The organism is Mesorhizobium sp. WSM4817, from assembly GCF_055811135.1.
The window spans coordinates 18,525-43,622 of sequence record NZ_JBVVQQ010000020.1 but is presented as its reverse complement, the minus strand read 5'-3'; the positions used below and the strand labels follow the sequence as shown (position 1 = coordinate 43,622).

24 protein-coding genes and 1 pseudogene are annotated in these 25,098 nt (G+C 64.0%); 12 read left to right on the top strand and 13 right to left on the bottom strand.

Annotation, left to right across the window (positions count from 1 at the left end; translation table 11 throughout):
* Positions 1-2: 2 nt before the first annotated feature.
* From AC0L2K_RS24265 to ftsE, 3 genes are all read right to left on the bottom strand, one after another.
* A complete protein-coding gene (locus AC0L2K_RS24265; protein WP_128246093.1) occupies positions 3-722 on the bottom strand; it encodes a YdcF family protein in 720 nt (239 codons plus the stop codon).
* Positions 723-803: 81 nt separating this feature from the next.
* Positions 804-1,790, bottom strand: a complete 987-nt coding sequence (locus AC0L2K_RS24260) for a cell division protein FtsX (RefSeq protein WP_128168726.1) — start codon at positions 1,788-1,790, stop codon at positions 804-806.
* Entirely contained in the window at positions 1,783-2,442 is a 660-nt protein-coding gene (gene ftsE, locus AC0L2K_RS24255) for a cell division ATP-binding protein FtsE (protein WP_023797212.1), read from the bottom strand. Before ftsE ends, AC0L2K_RS24260 begins: the two co-directional genes overlap by 8 nt.
* Before the next feature lie 194 nt (positions 2,443-2,636).
* Here ftsE and AC0L2K_RS24250 point away from each other — a divergent pair, with 194 nt between their 5' ends.
* The 3 genes from AC0L2K_RS24250 (at position 2,637) to AC0L2K_RS24240 (ending at position 4,287) form a co-directional block, all read left to right on the top strand.
* Positions 2,637-3,284: a hypothetical protein gene (locus AC0L2K_RS24250; protein ID WP_128168725.1), complete on the top strand. Its 648-nt coding sequence runs from the start codon at positions 2,637-2,639 to the stop codon at positions 3,282-3,284.
* A gap of 27 nt (positions 3,285-3,311) precedes the next feature.
* The gene (gene hpt, locus AC0L2K_RS24245) at positions 3,312-3,854 is read left to right on the top strand and encodes a hypoxanthine phosphoribosyltransferase (RefSeq protein ID WP_023797214.1); all 543 of its coding nucleotides are present in this window, start codon (positions 3,312-3,314) and stop codon (positions 3,852-3,854) included.
* 61 nt (positions 3,855-3,915) lie between these two features.
* Positions 3,916-4,287 (top strand): response regulator, encoded by a 372-nt coding sequence (locus AC0L2K_RS24240; RefSeq protein WP_127316022.1) that lies wholly within the window; start codon positions 3,916-3,918, stop codon positions 4,285-4,287.
* Between the two features lie 12 nt (positions 4,288-4,299).
* Here AC0L2K_RS24240 and AC0L2K_RS24235 read toward each other — a convergent pair whose 3' ends face one another.
* Complete coding sequence (locus AC0L2K_RS24235; RefSeq protein ID WP_287229574.1) at positions 4,300-5,250, bottom strand: DMT family transporter; 951 nt, start codon at positions 5,248-5,250, stop codon at positions 4,300-4,302.
* A gap of 312 nt (positions 5,251-5,562) precedes the next feature.
* On the opposite strand from AC0L2K_RS24235, the gene AC0L2K_RS24230 reads away from it, so the two are divergent.
* A complete protein-coding gene (locus AC0L2K_RS24230; RefSeq protein ID WP_128168723.1) occupies positions 5,563-6,420 on the top strand; it encodes a LysR family transcriptional regulator in 858 nt (285 codons plus the stop codon).
* Between the two features lie 12 nt (positions 6,421-6,432).
* Here AC0L2K_RS24230 and AC0L2K_RS24225 read toward each other — a convergent pair whose 3' ends face one another.
* A complete protein-coding gene (locus AC0L2K_RS24225; protein WP_128176072.1) occupies positions 6,433-9,081 on the bottom strand; it encodes a TIGR02302 family protein in 2,649 nt (882 codons plus the stop codon).
* Positions 9,082-9,255: 174 nt separating this feature from the next.
* Positions 9,256-10,196, bottom strand: a pseudogene (locus AC0L2K_RS24220) (threonine/serine dehydratase).
* Positions 10,197-10,246: 50 nt separating this feature from the next.
* Between AC0L2K_RS24220 and AC0L2K_RS24215 the strand changes: the two are divergent.
* Positions 10,247-10,549 (top strand): ArsR/SmtB family transcription factor, encoded by a 303-nt coding sequence (locus AC0L2K_RS24215; protein ID WP_128168720.1) that lies wholly within the window; start codon positions 10,247-10,249, stop codon positions 10,547-10,549.
* Between the two features lie 75 nt (positions 10,550-10,624).
* Here AC0L2K_RS24215 and lysA read toward each other — a convergent pair whose 3' ends face one another.
* From lysA to argH, 3 genes are all read right to left on the bottom strand, one after another.
* Positions 10,625-11,893, bottom strand: a complete 1,269-nt coding sequence (lysA, locus tag AC0L2K_RS24210) for a diaminopimelate decarboxylase (RefSeq protein WP_128176066.1) — start codon at positions 11,891-11,893, stop codon at positions 10,625-10,627.
* Positions 11,894-11,945: 52 nt separating this feature from the next.
* Positions 11,946-12,152, bottom strand: coding sequence for a hypothetical protein (locus AC0L2K_RS24205; RefSeq protein ID WP_023797221.1), 207 nt, complete (start codon positions 12,150-12,152; stop codon positions 11,946-11,948).
* Between the two features lie 67 nt (positions 12,153-12,219).
* Positions 12,220-13,620 (bottom strand): argininosuccinate lyase, encoded by a 1,401-nt coding sequence (gene argH, locus AC0L2K_RS24200; protein ID WP_287175589.1) that lies wholly within the window; start codon positions 13,618-13,620, stop codon positions 12,220-12,222.
* 34 nt (positions 13,621-13,654) lie between these two features.
* On the opposite strand from argH, the gene tlpA reads away from it, so the two are divergent.
* From tlpA to AC0L2K_RS24175, 5 genes are all read left to right on the top strand, one after another.
* On the top strand, positions 13,655-14,341 hold the full coding sequence (gene tlpA / locus AC0L2K_RS24195) for a thiol:disulfide interchange protein TlpA (protein ID WP_128176062.1): 687 nt from the start codon (positions 13,655-13,657) through the stop codon (positions 14,339-14,341).
* A 239-nt stretch (positions 14,342-14,580) separates the two neighbouring features.
* A complete protein-coding gene (ugpB, locus tag AC0L2K_RS24190; RefSeq protein ID WP_128176060.1) occupies positions 14,581-15,891 on the top strand; it encodes a sn-glycerol-3-phosphate ABC transporter substrate-binding protein UgpB in 1,311 nt (436 codons plus the stop codon).
* Between the two features lie 72 nt (positions 15,892-15,963).
* Positions 15,964-16,848, top strand: coding sequence for a sn-glycerol-3-phosphate ABC transporter permease UgpA (gene ugpA / locus AC0L2K_RS24185; RefSeq protein ID WP_287229619.1), 885 nt, complete (start codon positions 15,964-15,966; stop codon positions 16,846-16,848).
* An 8-nt stretch (positions 16,849-16,856) separates the two neighbouring features.
* Entirely contained in the window at positions 16,857-17,705 is an 849-nt protein-coding gene (gene ugpE, locus AC0L2K_RS24180) for a sn-glycerol-3-phosphate ABC transporter permease UgpE (RefSeq protein ID WP_023797226.1), read from the top strand.
* A 7-nt stretch (positions 17,706-17,712) separates the two neighbouring features.
* A complete protein-coding gene (locus AC0L2K_RS24175) occupies positions 17,713-18,780 on the top strand; it encodes a sn-glycerol-3-phosphate import ATP-binding protein UgpC (RefSeq protein ID WP_128176058.1) in 1,068 nt (355 codons plus the stop codon).
* A 39-nt stretch (positions 18,781-18,819) separates the two neighbouring features.
* Here AC0L2K_RS24175 and AC0L2K_RS24170 read toward each other — a convergent pair whose 3' ends face one another.
* From AC0L2K_RS24170 to AC0L2K_RS24160, 3 genes are all read right to left on the bottom strand, one after another.
* Positions 18,820-19,902: an ABC transporter ATP-binding protein gene (locus AC0L2K_RS24170; RefSeq protein ID WP_128176056.1), complete on the bottom strand. Its 1,083-nt coding sequence runs from the start codon at positions 19,900-19,902 to the stop codon at positions 18,820-18,822.
* The gene (locus AC0L2K_RS24165; protein WP_287181195.1) at positions 19,899-21,479 is read right to left on the bottom strand and encodes an ABC transporter permease; all 1,581 of its coding nucleotides are present in this window, start codon (positions 21,477-21,479) and stop codon (positions 19,899-19,901) included. Before AC0L2K_RS24165 ends, AC0L2K_RS24170 begins: the two co-directional genes overlap by 4 nt.
* A 176-nt stretch (positions 21,480-21,655) precedes the next feature.
* Positions 21,656-22,663, bottom strand: coding sequence for an iron ABC transporter substrate-binding protein (locus AC0L2K_RS24160; RefSeq protein WP_128176054.1), 1,008 nt, complete (start codon positions 22,661-22,663; stop codon positions 21,656-21,658).
* A 206-nt stretch (positions 22,664-22,869) separates the two neighbouring features.
* Between AC0L2K_RS24160 and AC0L2K_RS24155 the strand changes: the two genes are divergently transcribed.
* The gene (locus AC0L2K_RS24155; RefSeq protein WP_287229571.1) at positions 22,870-23,421 is read left to right on the top strand and encodes a sigma-70 family RNA polymerase sigma factor; all 552 of its coding nucleotides are present in this window, start codon (positions 22,870-22,872) and stop codon (positions 23,419-23,421) included.
* A 1-nt stretch (position 23,422) separates the two neighbouring features.
* Positions 23,423-24,061, top strand: coding sequence for an NrsF family protein (locus tag AC0L2K_RS24150; RefSeq protein WP_473532513.1), 639 nt, complete (start codon positions 23,423-23,425; stop codon positions 24,059-24,061).
* Between the two features lie 111 nt (positions 24,062-24,172).
* On the opposite strand, the gene AC0L2K_RS24145 is transcribed toward AC0L2K_RS24150, so the two are convergent.
* A complete protein-coding gene (locus AC0L2K_RS24145) occupies positions 24,173-25,051 on the bottom strand; it encodes a 3-hydroxybutyryl-CoA dehydrogenase (RefSeq protein WP_023797239.1) in 879 nt (292 codons plus the stop codon).
* Between the last annotated feature and the right edge of the window lie 47 nt (positions 25,052-25,098).

Here is a 25,098-nt window from a genome sequence, read left to right as displayed (position 1 = left end):
GCTCAGTTCGGCGCAACAGCCTCGGCCAGCGCGATGCCGGTTGGCGTTGGCTTGACCGGCACGATGCCGCGCGCCAGCGCCAGCAGATATTTGTTGTATTCGGTGAACAGCACGCGCAAGGCTCTCGGCTTGGTCAGCCAGCCGCCATTGCCAAGATTGCTGTTGACCACCGGATAGGGCTCGAGCTTGGCCTTGTGCAGCAGCCGGCCCATTTCCAGCAGGCTGCGCGGCATGTGATAGTTGTTGGTGACGAGAATCACGGTGCCATAGGCGTGGTCTTCCACCCACTTGGCACTTTCCTCGGCATTGCCGATCGTGTCGAGCGCGGCACGGTCGATGTCGACGCAGCAGGAAAACAATTCCTTGTCGCCGCGGGTCGCGACCTGAAGCTGGCGGCGGCTGGCGGAAGGATGCACGCCACTGATCAGCAGCCGCTCGCCCTTGCCGGACGCCAGCAGGCCCATGGCCGCGTCGAGACGCGAATGGCCGCCGGTCAGCACGATGATGGCATCGGCCCTTGCCGGATTGGCGGGCGTCGCGAGACGGCTGACGGTGCTGGCGAACCAGCCAAAGCCGCCGGCAAACAACGTTGCCAGCACGAGCAGAAAGAAAGCTGAGATGCGTAGCGCGCTCGCCAATCGGCGGGGCTTGACGCGCTCGCTAGAACGCGTGATCACCAAGGGCAACTGTCCAGCCATTCCGGTCGAGTCGCGCGCGTCCATCGTCCTTATCGTTAACTCCGAAATACGGCGTTTAGTAGGTCGGAAAGCACAAATTTCGTTACGCTAATTCTCTATTCGTGATCACCCTGCGTCCGGCTGGCGGACATCGATGTCGCTGAGATAGGTGACGACGGTGACATGGGAGGTTGCCGCCGTCAGCGCACCGATGACCAGCACCATGAGAACAACGCCGAGATAGCCCGCCGAACCGATGGCGAAATTGCCGAACAGGGCGGTCGCCTGATCGGCCTGCGGCGTCGCCATGTTTCGCGACGACCACCACGAGAAGACGATGAAGACGAACACCGCCGCCGCACCCCCGGCGGCGGCGCCCTTCATGCCGGTGACGAGAAAGTGGTGGCGGAATTCGCGCGCGATAAAGCGCGCTTCGGCGCCGACGAAATGCAGCACCTCGATGATGTGGCCGTTGCCGGCCATGGCGCCGCGCGTCGCGAACACCACGGTCAGCACGGTTGCCGCCAGCATCAGCGCCAACACGGCGATGCCGATGGTCACCGTGGTGCGGGCCATGGCGACCAGCCGGTCGACCCAGGTGCGATGGTCGTCAAGCGAGGCACTGGGCAGTTTCGGCGTGATCGCGGCGCGCATTGCGGCGAAATCGGGAGGGTTGGTCTCGTCTATGGTGACGATGATCAGACGCGGCACCGGCAGCTCGTCGATGTTGAGACCCGAACCCAGCCAGGGTTCCAAAAGCCGCGCCGTGGCATCGCGGTCGACGATCCTGGCGCTCTTCACGCCAGGGAATTCGCCGGCGATCTGCGAGGCCTGGGCAAGTGCTGCCTCGATGTCGAGGCCGTCCATCGGCTTGATCTGGATCGTCGCCTCGCGTGAGATCTGGTTCTCCCAGACCGAGGCGGTGTCGCGCACCAGCGTCACCGCGCCGAAGGTCAGGCAGGAGAGGAATGTCATGATGGCGATCACCAGGACCAGCGCCCGGCCGGCGATGTTCTGGGCGGGCACGATCGGCGCCATCTTGCGCTGAACGCGCTGCGTCCCAGCCCTGTCAGCGTGTTGGTCTTCGACATGGCGAGCGGAAAGGTCAGTCATAGATATCCAGCCTTCCGCCGGACAGGATCATGCGGCGTGCGTCGACCTGTTCCATCAGGCCGAGGTCGTGCGTTGCGATCACCACGGCGGTGCCCAGCCGGTTGAGTTCGATGAACAGCCGCAACAGGCGTCGCGCCAGCGGCGGGTCGACATTCCCGGTTGGCTCATCGGCAAGCAGGATTTCGGGCTGCTCGATCAGCGCCCTGGCGATTGCGGCGCGCTGCTTCTCGCCACCCGACAGCACCGGCGGCAGCACATGCATGCGCTCGCCAAGACCGACCCATTTCAAGAGCTCGGTCACATCGGTGCGGTAGCTGGCCTCCTCGCGCCCGCGCACGCGCAGCGGCAAGGCCACATTCTCATAGGTCGTCATGTGGTCGAGCAGGCGAAAGTCCTGGAACACCACGCCGATGCGCCGCCGCAGATGCGGCAGCTCGGCGCGCGAGATGCGCGAGCGGTCTTTGCCGAAGATGGTGATCAGCCCACGCGTCGGCTTGAGCGACATGAACAAAAGCCGCAGCAGCGTCGTCTTGCCGGCGCCCGAAGGGCCGCTCAGGAACTGGAAGGAGCGCTCCGGTATGTGCAAGGAAATGTCGCGGAGGATTTCCGGACCCATGCCATAGCGGAGGCCGACATTTTCGAAGCGGATCACGTTCGACGACCTGAAACTTGCGGCGGCGACGAGGCAGCCTTCTCTGAGAAAAGACCATCGGCCGGCATGGTTAACCGGCGGTTAATTTTGGGGTTTTTTGGGCGCGTCACAAGGGGTTTCCGGGGGAAACGTTAACCATTTCCGTTTACGCATAAGAAACGAAGAGCGAACAAGTGCGAAGTGCTGAGGCCGCGATGGCTGACGATCGAACCGCGCGCCCGGTTTCCGGCGAAATCATGACCGATACGGCCGCAAATCCTGCGCCGGAACGCATCATGCGTGATCCGCCTGGTGACATCGTCGACGCCGACTACGAGGTGCTGCCGCGTTTAACCGCCAGCACGGGCGTTTCACCGCCGCTTTTGCGCGTGATCACCACGCCATCGATCAAAGGCATGGACATGCTGCGCAAGCCGGTAGCGGCGATGGAACGGCTGCGGGCGTCGCGCGGCGGGCCGATCTTCTGGATCGCCGGCCTCAGTGCCGCGTTTGCAGCCTTCTGGATCTCGGGCGGGCACGCGCTGGTGCGCCAGACGCCGCTTCTTCTGGCGGCGCGACAAGCGGGCGCTGCCCTGACCATTTCAGGCGTTACGTCGCGTATCGATGCGTCCGGGCCGCAACCTGTCCTGTTCGTCGGTGGCGAGGCCGCGAATGACGGCGCCAGCCCGTCGCCATTGCCACCGCTGGAAGTCCGGGTCACCGGCAATGACAGGCGCACAACCCGTTATAGGCTGGCGACATTTAACCGTTCGCTGGCGCCCGGCGAAAGATTTGGCTTTTCCAGCCGGCTCGACGTGCCTAGAAACGGGGTCAAGACCGTCTCGGTCACCTTCGCCAATTAGCGGCGATCATTTCTGGAAGGGCAGCCAATGCCAATTGTGCGCGGCAAGGATATCGAGGTCCTGTTTTCGGCGTCGGCGATCGCCCGCCGCAATCTGGAGCTCGCCAAGGAGATCGCCGGGCACGACTATCACGACCTTCTGGTGATTTCGGTGCTGAAGGGATCGTTCATCTTCGCCGCCGACCTCATCCGCGCCATGCACGATGTCGGCCTGTCGCCGGAGGTCGAGTTCATCTTCATCTCCAGCTACGGCGCCGGCACCACCAGCGGCGAGGTGAGGGTGCTGCGCGACATCGACAATGAGGTCGCCGGCCGAGACGTGCTGTTGATCGACGACATCCTCGAATCCGGCAAGACGCTGTCCTTCACCCGCGACCTGATGCTGTCGCGCGGCGCCAAAAGCTGCGCCATCGCCGTGCTGCTCGACAAGCGCATGCGCCGCCAGACCACGCTCAACGCCGACTATGTCGGCTTCGACTGCCCCGACTATTTCGTCGTCGGCTACGGCATGGATGTGGCCCACGCCTTTCGCGAACTGCCGTTTGTCGGCGTCGTAAAGGGCGACGCCTAGATTTATCTTCGATGCGGTTGCGGTTCAGGAAAAGTCAACTTTTCCACGCCAACATTCGGCTATGGCAAAGCTCCTGATCGTTGAGGACGATGAGTCCGTCCGCACCCTCGCCGCTCGCGCGCTCGAACGCGCCGGGCATATGATCGACATCGCCGCCGACGGCGCGCAAGGGCTTGCCCTGATCCGCGCTGCACGTGGCGGCTACGACCTTGTCGTCTCGGATATCCGGATGCCGGAGATGGACGGCATCCAAATGGCCAAGGCGGCTGCATCGCTTTTCCCGGCGATGAAGATCTTGCTGATGACCGGCTATGCCGACCAGCGCGAGCGCGCCGAGGAATTGAACGGCGTCATTGTGGACGTCGTGCAGAAGCCGTTCACGCTGGCCGAAATCCGCGCGCGCGTCGAACAGGCGCTCGCCTGTTTTGTTTAAGATTCCGCGCGGTCAGGCCGGATCGCAGGTCGCTGCGATTGCCGGCGCGCTGCTCCGGCGCCGGCTGGCGTTGAGCGCGAACAGACCGGCGCCGATGATGAGGGCGGCGCCGATGACGGTGGTCGATCGCGGCACTTCGGCAAAGAACAGGAAGCCCCACAGCGGCGACCAGATGATGCCGGTGTATTCGAAGGTGGCGACGCCGTTGGCCGGCGCCAGCCGGTAGGCCTGCGACAACAAGATCATCCCGGCCGAAGCCACGACGCCGCAGGCGGCCATCGTCAGGAAGTCGATTGACGTCGGCCAGATCCATGGCCTGACCAGGAATTCTAGGCTCGGATGCGTGGCATGAGCTATTCCTGACAGCCAGAACAGCCCGGCGACCGCTGCAGCGCCCAGGAGATAGACGCCGTTTTGATAGAACGCCATGACCGTGGATGATTCGGTGTCGCCGATCTTGCGGGCCATCAACTGCGAAAAACCGTACAGCACCGCCGAGGCCAGCGACAGCAGCGCCGCCCAGTCGAACAGCCCGGCGCCGGGTCGCAGCATCACCAGCACGCCGAGCATGCCGACCATGACGGTGACCAGCGTCTGCCCCGCTACCCGTTCGCCGAGATAGGGGCCGGCAAGCGCCATGATGAACAGCGGTGCCATGAAATAGAGCGCCACCGCGTCGGCAAGCGGCAGGGCGGCGATCGCCAGGTAGTAGAGCGTGTAGGAGGTGAACAGGATCAAGGCGCGCATCGTCAGCATGCGAAACCGCTTCGAAAAGATCGCCCTGAGCCCGACATCGGCATGAACCAGCACGAGAAGAATGGGCAGGGCGATGATCGAGCGGATCGCCATCACCTCGGTCACCGGATAGGTGCCCGATACGGCCTTGATCAGCGGATCCTGGAGCGAGAACACCAGAACGCCGAGGCAAAGGCTTGCCATGCCGAGGACGATCCGGTTCTGCATGTCGTTCGACGGCTCCTTGCGTGCGCGGCCCGAGAGCCGGGCCTGCGTAACTTTGTTTTATGCATATCGCCCAAAACCGCTTCGCACCCTCGGGTCAGGCCCAGGGTCAGGCCCGAGGACATGCTTTTGGGCGACCTGCATCAAAAAGAACCCGCCACCATTTCGGGCAGCGGGTACGAGTGAGGACTTTTTTGGTCCGCAGCCGATTTCGCAGCCGCATATCCAATGGGTGAAGCGACTATTATCCGCCGTTTGACATGTTGCAAACGAATTGGAATGATGCCAGCGATCAGATTTTCTTATGGCGGACAAATGAAGCCCACGCTCGACAGCGATCTGCTGCGCACCTTCGTCGCGGTCGCCGACGCCGGCAATTTCACCAAGGCTGCGGTGCAGGCCGGCCGTACCCAGTCGGCGGTTTCGATGCAGATGAAGAAGCTCGAAGATATGGTCGGCGACAGCCTGTTCGAGCGCGGCTCGCGGGGTGTGGCGCTGACGCGCCGCGGCGGCGAACTCATCGTCAACGCCCGCCGCATCGTGTCGCTGCTGGACGAGACGGCGGCATCGATGGTCGCGACGCCGCTTGGCGGACCGGTGCGCATCGGCATTCCGGAGGAATATGGCCACGCGATCTTGTCGCGCGCTCTCGGCGCCTTTGCCAAGCGCCATCCTCAGGTCGACATCACCGTCCGCTACGCGCATTCCGGTGCGCAGATCGCGGCGCTCGCCGCCGGCGAGCTCGATCTGGCGGTGGTGTTCGAATGGCAGGACCTCTCCGGCGGTGAGGTGCTGATGCATGATCCGACCGTGTGGGTGACGTCGGAGCTGCACCATATGCATGAGGAGCGGCCGGTGCCGATCGCGCTCTATAATCGCGCCGGCTGGTGCAAGGATTTTGCGATCAAGTCGCTGGAACAGCGTGGTCTCGCCTATCGTGTCGCCTATACCAGCGATACCAATGGCGGCCTGCGGCTTGCCGTCACCTCCGGGCTGGCGATTGCGCCGATCTCGCGCAGCAACATCCCGGCCGGCTGCCGCGAGCTTACCGCCGCCGACGGATTCGGCGACATCGATTCCTCGAACGTGGTGCTGCGGCGCAATCCGAACGCTTCCGGCGAGGCCATCGCCAGCATGGAAGAGGCGATCCGCGAGGCGTTCACCAACCGTTAGAGCAGGCCGGCTTTACTTCAGCTCCAGCAGCCGCTCCAGATAGCTGCGCTCGATGTCGGGGCTGAGCGCGTTGCCGAGCCGCTTGCGGATCGCGTCGAGGATCTGGCGGGCGCGCTGCACGTCGATCTCGTCCGGCACCTTCACCGAATCGCCGAAATCTGGACCCTCGGTGGCGCGTGGCCGGCCGAGCGGATCGCGGTCGGCATTCTGCTGGCGGCCGCCGCGCTGGCCGTCGCCCTCGTCGCCCTGCATGGCCTGCAATTGCTTCATCATGTCCTTGGCGCCCTTGCGCAACGCCTCCAGCGCGCGGCCCTGGTGACCGACCGCCTGATCGCCATCGCTGTCGCCAAGCGCCTGTTCGGCATCGCCCATGGATTTGCCGGCCTCGCCAAATCCCTCATTGGGCTCGAGCCCCATACCTTCGAGACCCTTTCTCAACTGGTCGAGCTCGCTTTGCAGTTTGCCCTGGCCTTCCTGCAACTGCTTCAGCGCGTCGGCGAATTCCTCCGGCGTCATCGGCTTCGGCCGGCCGAGCGGATCGCGGTCTTCGCCTGGGCCGGGCTGCTCGCCCTGTTCGCCCATTTGGCCCTGCTCGCCGTTCTCGCCGAGCTGCTCGTCTCGGTTCTGCCCACGCTGTTGCTGGCCGCGCTGCATCTGGTCCATGCGGAAGGTTTCGTTCATCATCTCCTGCTGGCGCCGCATGATCTCGCCGAGCTTGTCCATCTGCTGGCGCATTTCGCTGTTCTGCTGGCCGCCCTGCTGCTGACGTCCGGCCTGCAGGTTGTTCATCATGTCCTGCAGTTGCGAAAGCAATTGCTGCGCGCTGTCGCGATCGCCGGACTTCGCCAGATTCTCGATCTGGTCCATCATCCGTTCGATATCACTCTGGCGCAGCTCCTGGCCGTTCTGCTGCATCTGCGGAGCGTTCGGATTCTGCTGCGCACGCTGGGCGAATTCCTGCAGGAACTGGTTCATCGCCTCGCGCAGTTCCTTCATCGCCTTGTCGATTTCCTCGTCGCTGGCGCCGTTCTTGATCGCGTCCTGCAACGCCTGCTGCGCCTGGCGCAGCCGCCGCTCGGCATCCGAAAGATTGCCTTCCTCGATGCCGAGCGCGATCTCCCAGAGATAGGCGACCTCGTCGCGCAATTTGTCGTCGCTGTCGGCCATCTTCAGCCGGGTGCGGGCGCTCATGATGGCGAGGTAGTGCGCCATATTGTCGAACGTGTCTTCGGGCCTGAGCGTGATCGCATCCATCAGGTCGAGCACGCGGCTCTTGGCGTTGGCGTCGAGCGCCAGCGCGCGGCGCTGCTCGATCACGGCCCTGGCCAGCGGATTGGAGAATGGCCGCTCCGGCATCACCAGGGTCCTGGTTTCGCTGGTTGCCGTATGGCCGGCATCGTCGGTGGCGACAAGCCTGAGCTTGATGTCGCCGCCGGCCCAGACATGCTCGGTCAGGTCCTTCGTGGTCTTGGCGGCATTCCCCTTGACGCCGCGGCGCGGCAGCGTCAGCGGCATTTCGGGCGGGCCATAGAGCGGATGCGCATTCGGCGCCGGTGGGTCGGCCAATACGAAATCCGCCTTGGCGGAGGCCGCGCCATAGTCGTCGTCGATCTGGTAATTGAGCTCGAAGGAGCCGTTGACGGCGCGTTTCGGCTCGCCGACGAAGCGGATCTGCGGCGGCTTGTCCGGGATCACCGCGAAGGCCCAGCTGCCGAGTTCGTCGCCGCCCGAGTTCAGTGTCAGCGTGCCGTTGGCCGTCAGCTTGCCGGTGAACTGGCGCACCGTGGAGGGCGTTGCCGTGGAGGGCGTTGCCGCCGCCGGCTTGGCCGCGTCGGCCTGCTGACCGGCCGGCTCGATGGTGCGGGCGTTGCCGTCGGCGTCGGCATAGCTCAGCGTTTCCTCGCCCGAGCCGCCGGTGACGCGCAGCGAAACATCGCTGCCTTCCGGAACGGTGAAGGTGGATGGCGCCCGATTGGCATTGCTGGCGAGGGCCGGGTTGGCGAGGGCTGGGGAAGTGAGGAAGACCGGTGCCCTGCCGGTGTAGGCCGGCGGCGTCACCCAAGCGTCGATGCGCGGCGGCACGGCGTCGCGCGCCGCGTGGGCACTGAACCCGTCCGCGATGCGGCCGCCCGACGGTCCGAACGAGAAGGCGAAAGCCGTGACCAACACAAGCGCCGCCACGGCGCGCAGCCCCCACGGGTCGCGCTCCGGCACCCGGGTGCGTGGCAGGTCGCCACCGAGGTTGCCGAGTTTTTCGGCCATGCGTTTCTGGTGCTCGCGCCACAGCGCTTGCGAAAAAATGCTCTCCCTGCCGCTCGGCCGGTCCGTCTGCACCAGCACCGGGCTGTGCAGCAATAAGTTGGCCGCCTCGATTCGCCGATCGATCTCGGCATTGGACGGCACCCGGAAGAAACGCAGGGGATAGAGCGCGACAAGGGCTGCGATGGCGAACACAGCCACAAGACCGATACGCGCCATGTCGGGAAGCAGAAGGAAGAGGCCGAGCCACGAGACGCTGAGGAACAGGCTGGCGACGATGACGAGTGGAAGCAGCAACGGCCAGCCACGCTCGACCGTCATCGAGACCCGCGTTGCCAGCCGGCTCAGGGCAAGGCGCCCGGCCAGGCTGCGATCGCTGGTGAAGGTGGGTCGTTGCGTCATCGGCCCTTCCTGTTCGGGCGGGATAACCCGAACCTCACAAATCTATCGCACCGGCCCGAAAATCGGATGCGAAGGACTCAAAGTCTTAGATGCACGTCGCTCCAAACATACCAAGAAACACGGCGAAGGCGAGGCAGTTCCCTAAAACGTGAACAGGACTGCCCCCCGCTATCGTCAGAATTTACCCGGATTGGCGTTTGCACCGCAGACCAGCACGGCGACACGCTCGCCCGCAGCCGGCGCGTAGCGGCCCGACAGGATCGCCGCGAAGGCCGCGGCGCCGCCCGGCTCGGAGATGATTCGCACCCGGTCCCAAAGCGCCGTCTGTGCGGCGATGATCTCGTCGTCGCTGACCAGTATGGAACGCTCGACGAAGGCCTCGGCGATCGGAAACATCATTTCGCCGACGCGCTTCGGCGCCAGCGAATCGGCGGCGATGCCCTCAGTCGGCGCATCGACAGGCCGGCCGGCCTCGAAGGCGCGATGAAGCGTCGGCGCGCCCTCCGGCTCGACGGCGATGATCCTGATGCGGCCGGCAAACCAGGCGGCGATGCCGCCGATCAGGCCGCCGCCGCCGACGGCGACCAGCAGCGTGTCGAGTTCAGGCAGGTCGGACTCGATCTCAAGGCCGAGCGTGCCTTGCCCGATCAGCGTTTCCTCCTGGTTGAACGCATGGATCTGCAGCGCGCCGGACCTTCGGCAAAGTCTTCGCTGGCGGCCAGCGCTTCGGCATAGCGTGCGCCACCGACGACCAGCTCGGCGCCATAGCCGCGGATGCGTTCCAGCTTGGCCGGCGGGCTGACTTCGGGAACGAAGATGGTCGCCTTGTGGCCGAGCCGCATGGCAGCGTAGGCGACCGCGGCACCATGATTGCCGCCCGATGCGGCGACGACGCCAGCCTTGGGAACCAGCCGCTCGAGAAGATTGGTGAAGGCGCCGCGCGCCTTGAACGAGCCGGAATGCTGCAGGCATTCGAGCTTCAGGTCGACGCCAAGAGGCGGACGGCCGAAATCGGCCATGTCGACGCGCAGCACCGGCGTGTGACGCACGAAGGGCCGGATGCGCGGCTCCATTGCGGCGATGCGTTCGCGGGTGATGCTATTGCCGTTCAGCATGGTCTGCTCCCAAGGGTTGACATCACTTAGTAACTTAGCAAAATGGCTAAATGCAAGAGGTTGATGTCTTCAAGGCGATCGCCAACGAGCGCAGGCTGCAAATCCTCGATTGGCTGAAGGATCCGCGCGCGCATTTTCCGCCGCAGACCGATGGCGATCTGGTCGAGGACGGCGTCTGCGCGCTGCTGATTGCGGAAAAGCTTGGCATCACCCAGGCGACGCTCAGCGAGCATATGCGGGTGCTGACCCAGGCCGGCCTTCTGCGCAGCAAGCGTATCAAGCAGTGGACGTTCTATCGCCGCGACGAAGGGAGGATCGCCGCGACCAGGGCGCTCCTCCAGCACCGGCTGTAGCGCCGCAGACGATCTATTCTTGTTTGACCATGATCCTTTCCGAAAACCGGTTCTCACTTTTTCGGGATCATGGGTCTATTCAAGCCAATCGGGCAGCGAATCCAGGCCGATCAGCTCGTCATAGGTCTGGCGCCGGCGCACGACATGGAAACGGTCGCCGTCGACCAGCACTTCAGGCACCAGCGGCCTGGTGTTGTAGGTGCCGGCCTGCACCGCGCCATAGGCGCCGGCGGTGGCGACGGCGATCAGGTCGCCGGCCTTCAGCCGCGGCAGATCGCGGTCGAGGCCGAGATAATCGCCGGTCTCGCAGACTGGGCCGACCACGTCGACCGTCATGCGCGGCGCCGCGGCCGGCTGCTGCACCACCGGCTTGATGTCATGGAAGGCGTCATAGAGCGTCGGCCGGATCAGATCGTTCATCGCGGCGTCGACGACCAGGAAATTCTTGGCGTCGCCCTCCTTCACGAAGATCACCTGCGAGACCAGGATGCCGGCATTGCCTGATATCAGCCGGCCCGGCTCGAACATCACCTTCAGCCCGAGCTTGGCGACGTGCTTCTTGACAATCTGGGCATAAGCGTCCGGCAGGGGAGGCGGGCTGTTGTCGACGCGGTAGGGAATGCCGAGGCCGCCGCCGAGGTCGATATGCTCGATGGCGTGCCCGTCGGCGCGCAGCACGCCGACCAGCTCCACCAGCAGCGCAAAAGCGTCGTCGAAGGGCTGCAACTCGGTGATCTGGCTGCCGATATGAGTGTCGATGCCGGTGACCTTGATGCCAGGCAGCTCAGCTGCGCGGGCATAGACCTTTCGCGCCTTCTGCCAGGGAATGCCGAACTTGTTCTCGGCCCTGCCGGTGGAGATCTTCTTGTGGGTCCTGGCATCGACATCCGGATTGATGCGCAGCGAGATCGGCGCCACCTTGCCCAACGCCGCGGCTTGGGCCGACAGCAATTCCAGTTCAGGCTCGGATTCGACGTTGAAGCACAAAATGCCGGCCGAGAGTGCAAGATCCATTTCGCGCGCGGTCTTGCCGACGCCGGAAAACAGAATCTTGTTGGCCGGAATGCCGGCGGCCAGCGCGCGGCGCAGTTCGCCTTCCGAGACCACGTCGGCGCCGGCACCGAGTTTTGCCAGGATTTTTAGCACAGCCTGGTTGGAATTCGCCTTCATGGCATAGCAGACCAGCGCGTCGAGCCCGGCAAAGGCCTGCGCAAACACGCGGAAATGCCTGGTCAGCGTCGCCGTCGAATAGCAATAGAACGGCGTGCCGATGCTTGCGGCGATCTCTGATATCGCCACGTCCTCGGCATGCAGCACGCCGTCGCGGTAGTCGAAATGGTTCACGAGAGTGGTTCCGGAAGTTGGAGCACGACGAGATCGGCCGATCTCATCGGCTCTAGATCAACGGATCGAGAATGAACTTTTTGTCCTCGACCGGTTTTTCCGGCTCCGGCGGCACGGGCTGCTCTGCCTTTTGGGCATCCTTGCGCGCCTGCACGGCCGCCTCATAGGGCGTATCGAGCCCGGCTTTCCTACCGCAGGCCGTTACGGTTGCCAGCGCCGCCAGCAGCGTCAGCGTCACCAAAATCCTGCTTGCGGTCATCGATCCATCCGTCCGAAACTTTTGCCCGCCGCTTTTAGCCGAGTTTTTCCGGCATTGCACCCCGGCATCACGCCCTGGCAATGCGCTTTTTCCAGTAGCGGATCTGCTTCCTCACTTCCGATGGCGCGGTGCCGCCGAAGCTCGTGCGGCTCTTCACCGAGTTTTGCACGGCAAGCACCGAAAACACGTCCGTCGTGATGCCGGGGTGAATGGACTGCAAGTCTTCCAGTGGCAGCCTGTCGAGCCCGATCTTCCTCTCTTCGGCCAGCGCCACGGCGCGGCCGGTGACGTGGTGCGCCTCGCGGAACGGCAGACCGAGGCTACGCACCAGCCAGTCGGCAAGATCGGTCGCGGTCGCATAGCCTGACCCGGCGGCCTTCTTCATGGCGGCGGCATTCACCGTCATGTCGCGCACCATGCCGGTCATCGCAGCCAGCATCAGGTCGAGCGTCTCAGCGACGTCGAACACGGATTCCTTGTCTTCCTGCATGTCCTTGCCGTAGGTCAGCGGCATGCCCTTCATGACAGTCAGCAGGCCGACCAGATGGCCGGTGACGCGGCCGGTCTTGCCGCGCACCAGCTCGGCGGCGTCGGGGTTCTTCTTCTGCGGCATGATCGAGGAGCCGGTGGAGAATGAGTCCGACAGCCTGACGAAGCCGAATTGCGGCGTCGACCAGATGATGATTTCTTCGGCCAGCCGCGACAGATGCGTCGCGCAGATCGCCGCCAGCCCCAAAAACTCGAGCGCGAAATCGCGGTCCGAAACGCTGTCGAGGGAATTGCGCATCGGCTCACGGAAGCCGAGTGCCCTGGCCGTCTGGTGCCGGTCGATCGGAAAGCTGGTGCCGGCAAGCGCGGCCGCACCGAGCGGGCTTTCGTCCATCCGTTCGATAGCGTCGCGAACACGCGACAGGTCGCGCGAGAACATCTCGACATAGGCCATGCAGTGATGGCCGAAGGTTACCGGCTGCGCCGCCTGCATGTGGGTGAAGCCCGGCATCACCGTTGCCGCATGCTCCTCGGCCCGCTCCAGGAACGCCGTGATCAGGCCCTTCAGCGCCTCGGCGACGCGAAAGCACTCGTCCTTGACCCATAGCCTGAGATCGACCGCCACCTGGTCGTTGCGCGAACGGGCGGTATGCAGGCGGCCGGCAGCCGGGCCGATCAGCTCGGCAAGGCGGGCCTCGACATTCATGTGGATGTCTTCCAGCCTGGTCGAGAACTCGAACGTGCCGGCTTCGATCTCTGCCAGGATCGTGTTCAGCCCGTGAGCGATTTTTTCTTGATCGGCCGCCGAAATAATGCCGGTTTGCGCTAGCATCTCGCTATGGGCGATCGAGCCTCGGATGTCCTGCGCGTAGAGTTTGCGGTCGAACGAGATCGACGCGTTGATCGCTTCCATGATCGCGGCCGGACCCGAGGCAAAACGTCCGCCCCACATCTGGTTGCTGGCCTTCTTGTCGCTCATCGCTATAACCCGTGCTCCGGAGCAGTTTTAAAAAATGGCAGACGGCAATCGATTTTTCCCGGCCCCGCGCCTCATCCTCGCCGCTTTGGTGGCAGGCGTGCTTGCCGGCGCGGTCGCGGTATATGTCAGCGAAAGCGGTTCTGGCAACAACGCCCCCGCTCAAGTCGCGGTTGGCGACAGCAAGGACGATGTCGCCTGCGCCGCCAAGGCCGACCGCGCCAAGTCGGTCGCGGCGGCTGCCACCGGCCAGGTTGCAGCACTTTTGCCCGCCGATCCGCCGCAATCGCTGAAGGGCCTTGCCTTCAACAGCCCCGACGGCAAGCCGATGACGCTCGCCGACCATGGCGGCAAGACGGTGCTGCTCAATCTGTGGGCGACATGGTGCGCGCCCTGCCGCGCCGAAATGCCGGCGCTCGACGCGCTGCAGAACGAAATGGGCAGTGATGCTTTCGAGGTCGTCGCGGTCAATGTCGATGCCGGCGACGACAGCAAGCCGAAGAAGTTCCTCGAGGAAACCGGCGTCGAGGCGCTCGGCTACTACCGCGACTCGACGATGGCGCTGTTCAACGATCTCAAGACACGCGGCCTGGCGCTCGGCCTGCCGGTCACCATGCTGATCGACGGTGAAGGCTGCCTGATTGCCCACATGAACGGCCCGGCCGAATGGTCGAGCCCCGATGCCAAGCGGCTGGTCGAGACGGCGCTCGGCAAGTCGGACTAATTCATGTCGCGCAAAGTGCGCTCTTTAGGAGGCGCCGACGATTGCCGGTCGTCGTCGTTGTTCGATTGGTAAGCCGGCTTTTCAATTGCTTTCCATCGTGTCTCATCTCGAAGCGCACGCCACTTTAAGTGGAATCAAGTTCATCGGCCCGCAACAAAACCGTTGTCCAATTGTCACGGGCGGCACATATTGGCATTGCGAGAGTGCCCCTTTCGCCAATGACAAACGGGAGATGAAACATGAAGTTCTTCGGCTTCGCGGCCGGTGTCGCCGCCACCTTGACCCTGCTTTCCACCACCTCCGCCTTCGCCGTCACGCAGATCAGCTGGTGGCACGCCATGACCGGCGCCAACGCCGAGGTCGTCGGCAAGATCTCCAAGGATTTCAACACCAGCCAGAGCGACTATGAACTGGTTCCGGTGTTCAAGGGCACCTATCCGGAGACGCTGAACGCCGGCATCGCCGCCTTCCGCGCCGGCCAGGCGCCCGATATCCTCCAGGTGTTCGACGTCGGCACCGGCGTGATGATGGCGGCCGAGGGCGCGATCAAGCCGGTGGCCGAGGTGATGACCGGTGCCGGGATGACCTTCGACAAGAGCCAGTATCTGCCCGGTATCGTCGGCTATTATTCGAAGCCGGACGGCACCATGCTGTCCTTCCCCTACAACTCCTCCTCGCCGATCCTTTACTACAACAAGGATATCTTCCAGAAGGCCGGGCTCGACGTGAACAACCCGCCGAAGACCTGGAACGAGGTATGGGAAGCCGCCAAGAAGATCAAGACGAGCGGCGCCGCCCCTTGTGGCTATACCTCGACCTGGCTGACCTGGATCCATCTGGAGAATTTCGCGGCGTGGAATGATGTGTCGTGGGCGACCCAGCAGAACGGCCTGGCCGGCGGCGATGTCGAACTCAAGATCAACGCGCCGATTTTTGTCAACCACTTCCAGGCGCTCGCGGATCTCGCCAAGGACGGCACCTTCAAATATGGCGGGCGCACCTCCGAAGCCAAGCAGATCTTCCTCGCCGGCGAATGCGGCATCTTCACCGAATCGTCGGGCGGCCTCGGCGACATCGTCAAGTCCGGCATGAACTACGGCATCGGCCAGCTTCCCTACGACAGCGACGCCAAGGGCGCACCGCAGAACACCACGCCGGGCGGCGCCAGCCTGTGGGTGTTCGGCGCCAAGTCGGACGAACAATACAAGGGTGTCGCGGCGTTCTTCGCCTACCTGTCCAAGACCGATGTGCAGGAATATCTGCACCAGAAGTCAGGATACCTGCCGGTGACGCTTGCTGCCTACGAGGCGACCAAGAAATCGGGCTTCTATGACAAGAACCCCGGCCGTGAGACACCCATCCTGCAAATGACTGGCAAGGCGCCGACCGACAACTCGAAGGGCGTGCGGCTGCCGAACCTGCCGCAGGTGCGCGATATCCAGAACGAGGAGTTCGAGAAGATGCTGGCCGGCCAGCAAACCGCTCAGCAGGCGCTTGACAACGCGGTTACGCGCGGCAACGCCGCAATCAAGGAAGCGCTGGAGAACTGACGAGTTTATCTCAGTTGGTGTCTGCCCACGCGAGTTCGCGTGGGCGTCCCCGAGATAGCGAAGGAAATCAGCCTGTCTCCCCGCGTCGTCTTTCCCAACAAGATCCTGCCCTACCTGCTGGTGGCGCCACAACTCGCCATAACACTGGTTTTCTTCTACTGGCCGGCCGGTCAGGCGCTTTACCAGTCGATGCTCAGACAGGATCCGTTCGGGCTGAGGACCAGGTTTGTCTGGTTTGCCAATTTCCGCAAGGTGCTGGCCGATCCGGCGTACCTCAATTCGATCAAGGTCACCGTGGTGTTCTCGCTTGCGACCGCGGTCGTCGCGATGTGCGTGGCCCTGCTGCTTGCGGTCATGGCCGAGAAGGCGGTGCGCGGCAAAGGCCTCTACCGCACCCTGTTGATTTGGCCCTATGCCGTGGCGCCGGCGATTGCCGGCATGCTGTGGCTTTTTCTGTTCAATCCTTCAATCGGCTCGTTGGCCTATTTGCTGCGAAGCCTCGGCATCGCCTGGGACCCGCTGCTCAACGGCACCCACGCCATGATCCTGCTGGTGTCGGCGGCTGCCTGGAAGCAGATCAGCTACAATTTCCTGTTCTTCGTCGCCGGTCTGCAGGCAGTGCCGAAAACGCTGATCGAGGCGGCGGCCATGGACGGCGCCGGCGAGACCAAGCGCTTCTGGACCATCGTCTTCCCGCTGCTCGCGCCGACCACCTTTTTCCTGCTGGTCGTCAACACCGTCTATGCCCTGTTCGATACGTTCGGCATCGTTCATGCCGTCACCGGCGGCGGGCCGGGCAAGGCGACCGAGACGCTGGTCTACAAGGTCTACAATGACGGCTTCGTCAATCTGATCCTGGGCGACTCGGCGGCGCAGTCGGTCATCCTGATGGCAATCGTCATTGCGCTCACCGCTATCCAGTTCCGCTACGTGGAACGCAAAGTCCATTACGGCTGAGGGCAGCGATGATCGGCCAGTCCCCGCTCCGCACATTCATCGCCCATGCCGTGCTTATCCTCGGCATATTGATCGTGGCTTTCCCGATCTACTACACGTTCGTTGCCTCGACACACACGCTGCAAACCATCCTCAGGCCGCCGCTGCCGCTCTTGCCCGGCGGCCAGCTGTGGAACAACTACAGCGAGGCGCTGTTCGGCGGCATTGGCCGCATCGGCGGTGTCAGCGTCGGCCAACTGCTCCTCAACACCACGATCATGGCGCTCGGTGTTGCGGTGGGAAAGATCTGCATTTCGATCTTGTCGGCCTATGCGATCGTTTTCTTCCGCTTTCCCCTGCGCATGACCTTCTTCTGGCTGATCTTCATCACCTTGATGCTTCCCGTCGAGGTGCGCATCCTGCCGACCTACAAGGTGATGGTCGATCTCGGCATGATCGACACCTATGCCGGCCTGATCATCCCGCTGATCGCCTCGGCCACCGCGACGCTGCTGTTCCGCCAGTTCTTCATGACCATACCGGGCGAATTGGTCGAGGCGGCGCGCGTCGACGGTGCCGGGCCATGGCGCTTCTTCTTCGATATCCTGTTGCCATTGTCGCGCACCAACATCGCGGCGCTGTTCGTCATCCTCTTCATCTATGGCTGGACGCAGTATCTTTGGCCGCTGCTGGTCACCAACAGCAACGACATGAACACCATCGTCATCGCGTTGAGAAAGATGGTTTCCTTTGCCGATGCCGATACCGAATGGCACCTGGTCATGGTCACCGCGATGCTGGCCATCGTGCCGCCGATCCTGGTGGTGGTGCTGATGCAACGCTGGTTCGTGCGCGGCCTGGTCGAATCCGAAAAGTGAGAAGCTGATGGCGACCGTCGATCTGAAGGACGTGAAGAAGGTCTATCCGAGCGGCGTCGAAGCCGTGAAGGGGGTCTCCATCGCCATTCCCGACAAGGAGCTTTGCGTGCTGGTCGGCCCATCCGGCTGCGGCAAGTCGACGCTGCTGAGGATGATCGCCGGGTTGGAGACCATTTCCGCCGGTACGGTCGCCATCGACGGCAAAGTGGTCAACGCCATCGGCCCGACCGAGCGCGACATCGCCATGGTGTTCCAGAACTACGCGCTTTACCCGCATATGAAAGTCTATGACAACATGGCCTATGGCCTGCGCAATCGCGGCACGCCGAAGGACGAGATCGACAGCAGGGTGCGTTCGACCGCCAAGGTGCTGGAGCTTTCGGCGCTGCTCGACCGGCGGCCGCGCGAGCTTTCCGGCGGCCAGCGCCAGCGTGTCGCCATGGGCCGCGCCATCGTGCGCAATCCGAAAGTCTTCCTGTTCGACGAGCCGCTCAGCAATCTCGATGCCAAATTGCGCGGGCAGATGCGGGTCGAGATCAAGAACCTGCAGCGCACGCTTGGCGTCACCTCGGTCTATGTCACTCACGACCAGCTCGAGGCGATGACGCTGGCCGACATCCTTGTTGTCATGAACGCCGGGCTGGTCGAGCAAACGGGCGCGCCGCTCGACATCTACGAAAAGCCGGCGTCGATCTTCGTCGCTTCCTTCATCGGCGCGCCGCCGATGAATCTTCTGGCGCTGACCGGAAGTTCCTCAGGCCCGATGCTGGCTGACGGAACCGCGATCGGCTTTGCGGCTCCCGGAACACAAGCCGTGACGCTGGGGTTTCGCCCTGAAGATGCCGACGTCACCTTCAATGCGGAGGCGCTGTCCGGTGCGCTCGTCCTGCCGGCGACAGTCGAAGCGGTCGAGCCGGTCGGGGCCGAAAGCTTTCTTCACTGCGCCGCAGCCGGCAGCCGTATCATCGTGCGCGTCTCAGGGCGCGCCACCGCAAAGCCCGGCGACCAGTTGCGTGTCGTGGCCATTGCCGAAAAGCTGCACTGGTTCGATCAGGCCGGCAAGCGGGTCGATTGAAGCCGGCCCGTCGGCCTGATCGGCGCGCTACCCGAGCGTTCAGGCGAACACATGCGCCTTGCCCGACACCGTCAGCCGGACGATCTCGCCAACCGTCGGTGTGTCCATGCCCGGCTTGCGCAGGACCAGTGGCGTGTTGCCGATCGCGGCTGCGTCCGGCGGATCGGGACTGTTCAAGAGCCGCACCGCGATGGTGCACATCGAGCCGGCGAATTCGGATTCCGTGACCTCGCCGAACAGCATGTCCGGCGTGCCCGACATGCCTTCGCGCGATGTCCGTTTCAAAAGCACCTGTTCCGGCCGCAGCATGATGCGGACGAGATCGCGCCGCTCGGTGCTGTCGACGGCGATGCGGCCGAGCGGCGAGCTGGCGAAGCCGTCCGCGATCCTGGCCGGCAGGATGATGGCGTCGCCGAGGAATTCGGCGACCATCCGGTCCTTCGGCTTGAGATAAAGCTCGCGCGGCGTGCCGACCTGCGAGAATTTGCCGTCGCGCATCACCGCGACCTGGCTGGCAAAGGACAGCGCCTCGGCCTGGTCGTGCGTGACCAGGATCGTGGTGATGCCGGCGGTCTCCAGAAGCTCGGCCACCGCCTTGCGCATCGAGGCGCGCAGGCCGGTGTCGAGTGCCGAGAACGGCTCGTCGAGCAGCATCAGCCGCGGCTTCATGGCCATGGCGCGGGCCAACGCCACACGCTGCTGCTGGCCGCCTGAGAGCTCGTGCGGCCGCCGTTTCAGGATCGCCTTGTCGAGCCCGACGATATAGGCGAGCTCGGCGATACGCTCGCTGCGCTTGTCCTCGTGATGCCGCATGCCGAAACCGATATTGGCGGCGATGCTCAGATGCGGGAACAGGGCGCCGTCCTGCGCCACCACGCCGATGCCGCGCCGATATGCCGGCACCGCGGCGTCGCCATTGGCCAGCACCTCGCCGTCGAGCACGATGCGACCCTGGTCCGGCGCTTCGAAGCCGGCGATCAACCGCAGCAGGGTCGTCTTGCCGCAGCCTGACGGTCCGACGATCGCCGTGCGGCTGCCGCTGGCCACGCTGAGGTCGACGCCGGCCAGTGCGGCCACCGGGCCGTAGTGCTTGTGCACATCGGTGAGTTCGAGGAAGCTCATCGCCCGGCCATCCGCTTCGACTGGACGTAGAGCAGCCAGGTCAGCGGCAGCGACATCGCCACCATGATGAGCGCGTAAGGTGCGGCGGACGCATAGTCGATCTCGCCGCTGTGGGCCCAGAACGCCATCGCCAGCGTGCGGGTGCCGTTGGGCGCCAGCATCTGCGTGGCGGTCAATTCGTTCATGATGCCGAGCGCCACCAGCGCCATGCCCGCCGCGGCACCCGGCGCCGACAGGCGGATCGTCGTCGACCACAGCGCCCTGAGCGGTGGCCGGCCGAGACTGGCGGCGGCGCGCTCGAGCTCGACCGGTGCCTGCGCGATCGATGCTCGCAGGCTGATCAGGGCGCGCGGCAGGAACATCAGCGCATAGGCAACGAGGATCGTGAACAGGGTCTGATAGAGCGGCAGCGCGATGCGAACCGTGATGGTGACCAGCGCCAACGCCACGACGACGCCGGGCAGCGAGCCGACGATGTAGTTGCAGCCCTCCAGAAGGCGCTGCAGCGGCCCCGGTGCCCGGATCGAAATCCAAGCCATCGGCATGGCGGCGATAGTGGCGAGCAGGGCGCCGGCGAGCGCCAGGAACAGGGTCTGGCCGAGCGCTAGGCCGATCTCATCGAGCCGCCAGACATCGGCGCCGCCAGCCACAAGCCAGCGGCCGATGGTGACGAACGGCACGCCGAGCGCCAGCAGCGCGGTGACAACGGGCAGAGCCAAGCACGGGATGGTGGCGCGGCCGAGCCTTGTGCGTTGCTGCTGGCGCGCCGCGCCCGAGCCGACGCGGGCATAGCGCTCCTCGCCGCGCACCAGCACCTCGATCCCAAGCAGCACGAAACAGCATGTCACCAGCACAGCCGCCAGCATGTTGGCGGCGGGGCCGTTGAAGGTCGACTGGAACTGGTCGACGATCGCCGTGGTGAAGGTATCGAAGCGGATGAACACGTAGAGGCCGTACTCGGCCAGGAGATGCAGGCCGACCAGCAGCGAGCCGCCGCAGATGGCGAGCCTGAGCTGCGGCAGCACGACCCGCCGGAACACGCGCCATGGCCCGAGGCCGACGGCTGCCGCGGCATCTTCGAGAGCAGGATCGAGCCGGCGCAAGGCTGCCGCCACCGGCAGATAGAGGAACGGGAAATAGGCGACGACGGAAACCAGGACGCCGGCCCACAGCCCGTGCAGTCCCGGCACCAGGGTAATCCAGGCGTAGCTGTGGACAAAGGCGGGGATGGCGAGCGGCGCCACCGACATCCAGGCCCACACGCGGGCACCGGGAAGGCTGCTGCGTTCGGTCAGCCAGGCCAGCGCCACCGAGAGCACGATGCAGATCGGCACCGCCAGCACCACCAAAAGCAGGGTGTTGACCAGGAGCTCGCCGACCCGCGGCCGGAACACCAGTGCCGATACGGTTTCCCAGCCGGTCTGCACGGCAATCCAGATGATGAAGGCGAGCGGCAGCAGCGAGAAAAGTGAGACCAGGATGGCGGCGAGCGAAATCCAGGATATCGGCCGCCGGCGCTTCCATTGCACAGCCACCATGCCGGTCGGTGAACGTGCAAGGTCGGCCGCAGACTGCATCAGCTCAGGCACCGAGCCGTTGCCGCCCGGTGGCGGAAACGATCGAAGGGCCGCAAACACGGCCAAAGAATGCAGCTTGTCGTCATCGACGAATGCCACCTCGAAAAACAGAGCGCTCCTGCGGAAGCGAATTCCCGCAGGAGCGCAGTCGGTTGCCGTTTTAGGACGAACGCGAACTAAAGCAAGCCGGCTGCCGTCATCAGGTCGGTCACCTTCCTGGAGTTCAGCGTCGTCGCATCGACCTTCGGCGCCTGCAGATCGGCCAGCGGCACCAGCGCCGAATTGGACTCCGCACCCTTGCCGACCGCGTATTCAAAGGAATTGCCGGTCTTCAGCACGTCCTGACCAGCCTTGCCGGTCACCCATTTCAGGAAGGCCTGAGCTTCCTTCGGGTGCTTGCTCGAGGCCAGCACGCCACCGCCGGAAACCGAGACGAACGCGCCCGGATCCTGGTTCTTGAAATAGTGGAGACCGATATTCTTGCTGTTCTCGCCGGTCTTGGCCTGGTCGCCGTAGTAATAATAGTGATAGATCACGCCGCCATCGACCTCGCCGGCATTGACCGCCTTCATCACCGTGCTGTTGCCTTTGTAGGCGGTAAAATTCTCCTTCATCGCCTTCAGCCAGTCGGCCGTTGCGGCCTCGCCTTTGAGCTGCAAAAGCGCGCTGACGATCGCCTGGAAATCGGCGCCGGAGGGCGAAGCGGCCCAGCGTCCCTTCCAGCTCGGATCGGCGAGTTCAAGCAGCGACTTGGGCAACTGCTCGCCGGTCAGTCTGGTCTTGCTGTAAGCAAAGACGGTGGCGCGCGCGGCGATGCCCACCCACTTGCCGCTGGCCGGCTGGTACTCCTTGGGAATCTGCGCCAGCGTGTCGGCGTCGACCGGCGCGAACAGGCCGGCGGATTCGACCAGCACCATGGCGGGCGAGTTTTCCGTCAGGAAGACGTCGGCCGGCGAGGCGGCGCCTTCGGCAACGATCTGGTTGGAAAAATCGCTGTCGCCGCCGTGGCGAACGGTGACCTTGATGCCGGTTTCCTTGGTGAAACCTTCCACCCAGGCATTGGTCAGGCTCTCATGCTGGGCATTGTAGACGACGATGCCGCTGTCCTGGGCCATAACCGGGCTGGCGACCAGGCTGATTGCAAGTGCTGTGGCTCCGGCAAGCACGGAAAGAGCATGTTTCATGGACGTCATCCCGCTCGATCTCGATGGTCTTTGATTTAGCATGGCTGCACTATCAATTCCTGATCGGTGTAGTCAACATTGATGCGCTGCGCAATCGGCCGCCGGAGGTGAAACCGTCGTGATATTCCCATATTTTGGCTTGGACATTATTTCGCCGGCCACGTAACAAATCGGGCCGAGGCGCGAATACTGGGGAGTTAACTCTTGTGACCGGCAAGGACGAGGCCGAGCTTTCCCGGCTGATGCGGGCCGCGATTGCGGGAGATGAAAGGGCCTACGCCGACTTTCTGCGCCGGACGGCTGCCCTCGTTCGCGGCTTCATCAGGCGCAAGATCGTTCAGGGCGGGGTCGATCCCGAGGATGTCGTGCAGGAAACCTTGCTGGCCATTCATGTGAAGCGGCATACCTGGCGCCAGGATCTGCCTGTGCTGCCCTGGGTCTACGCCATAGCGCGCTTCAAGCTGATCGATGCCTTTCGACGGCGCGGGCGGCGCATCGAGATCGAGATCGACGAGATCGCCGAGACCTTCGCCGAACCGGAGGCCGAAACGGTCAGCGGGCGTGACATCAACCGGGCCCTGGAGGGCCTGCCGCCGGCGCAGCGTTCGGTGGTTTCGTCGGTGTCGGTCGAAGGCCGTTCCATTGGTGAAACGGCAGCGAAGTTCGGTATCAGCGAGACGGCGGTGCGCGTGTCGCTGCATCGCGGTCTCGCCGCCATTGCCAAACGCTTCGGGGCCAAACAATTCGGGCGGGAATGACATGAGGACCGACGATCTCATCAAAGCGCTCGACGCCGATGTCCGCAGCACGGCGATGCCCCTTGGCTCGGCCTGGTGGATAGGCGCAGGTGCGGCTACGCTGATCGCGGCGGTGGTTTTCTGGCTGGCGATCGGCCCACGCACCGACATCGCCACCGCCATGTATACGACGCGTTTCGTTGCCAAGTTTGTGTTCACGATGGCTCTGGCGGTCAGCGCCTTCGCCTTGATCCGCGCCCTGTCGACACCCGGTGCAGCAACGAGCAGGGCGGCGACCTGGATGATTGCCGCACCGCTGCTGGTGGCCGTAGCGGTGGGGCTGGAACTCCTTTCGGTGACTGCGGCCGACTGGGGCAGGCGGCTGGTCGGCAGCAACATGGTTATCTGCCTGACCTTCATTCCGCTGATCGGCATCGGTCCGCTTGCCGTCTTCCTGGCGGTGCTGCGCTATGGCGCGCCGACGCGGCCGGTGCTTGCCGGCACCGTGGCGGGCGTGCTCGCCGGCGGGCTGGCGGCAACCTTTTATGCCGCACACTGCTTCGACGATTCGCCGCTTTTCGTCGCCACCTGGTATACGATCGCGATTGCCATCCTCGCCGCGCTCGGAGCGCTCGGCGGGCGGCTTTTCGTGCGCTGGTAGCGACAGCCCCGAAAACGGGTTCGACTTCCGCAAAGCAGCGCGAGGCTGGATGTCGGTATACACGTATACGAAGGAGCGCCATGGGGTCGCTGTCGCCCGCAATGGCATGCCTCAGCGCGTCGGAACCGGATGCTCCCCGCGATAGTCGTAGAAGCCGCGTCCGGTCTTGCGGCCGAGCCAGCCGGCCTCGACATATTTCACCAGCAGCGGGCAGGGCCGGTATTTCGAATCCGACAGGCCGTCATGCAACACCTGCATGATCGACAGGCAGGTGTCGAGGCCGATGAAATCGGCAAGCTGCAGCGGTCCCATGGGATGGTTGGCGCCGAGCCGCATGGCGGTGTCGATCGCGTCGACCGAGCCGACCCCTTCATAGAGCGTGTAGATCGCCTCGTTGATCATCGGCAGCAGGATGCGGTTGACGATGAAGGCTGGAAAATCCTCCGAGACGGTGATCGTCTTCTCGAGATGGTTCACATAAGCCTTTGCCGCTTCGAAGGTCTGGTCCTCGGTGGCGATGCCGCGCACCAGTTCGACCAGCTTCATCACCGGAACCGGATTCATGAAATGGATGCCGATGAAACGCTCCGGCCTGTCGGTCTGCGCGGCGAGACGTGTGATCGAGATCGACGAGGTGTTCGTCGCCAGGATGGCTTCCGGATTGAGCTGCGGGCAGAGCTGGGCGTAGATCTTGCGCTTGACCGTCTCGTCCTCGGTCGCTGCCTCGATCACCAGATCGGCACCGGCAAGGTCGGCCATCGTCGGTGCTGACGAAATGCGCGCCATCGCCTCGTTGCGCAGTTTTTCCTCGAGCTTGCCGGAGCCGACCTGGCGGGCCATGTTGCCGCTGATCGTGGCGATGCCCTTTTCGATGCGCTCGGGCGAGATGTCGTAAACCAGCACCTTGTAGCCCGCCAGCGCGGACACATGGGCGATGCCGCCGCCCATCTGGCCCGCCCCGATGATGCCGATCGTCTCGATCTTATTCATTACACCGATCCCGTCAAATGGCCTTTGCGGCCTGCTTTTTGTGCGGT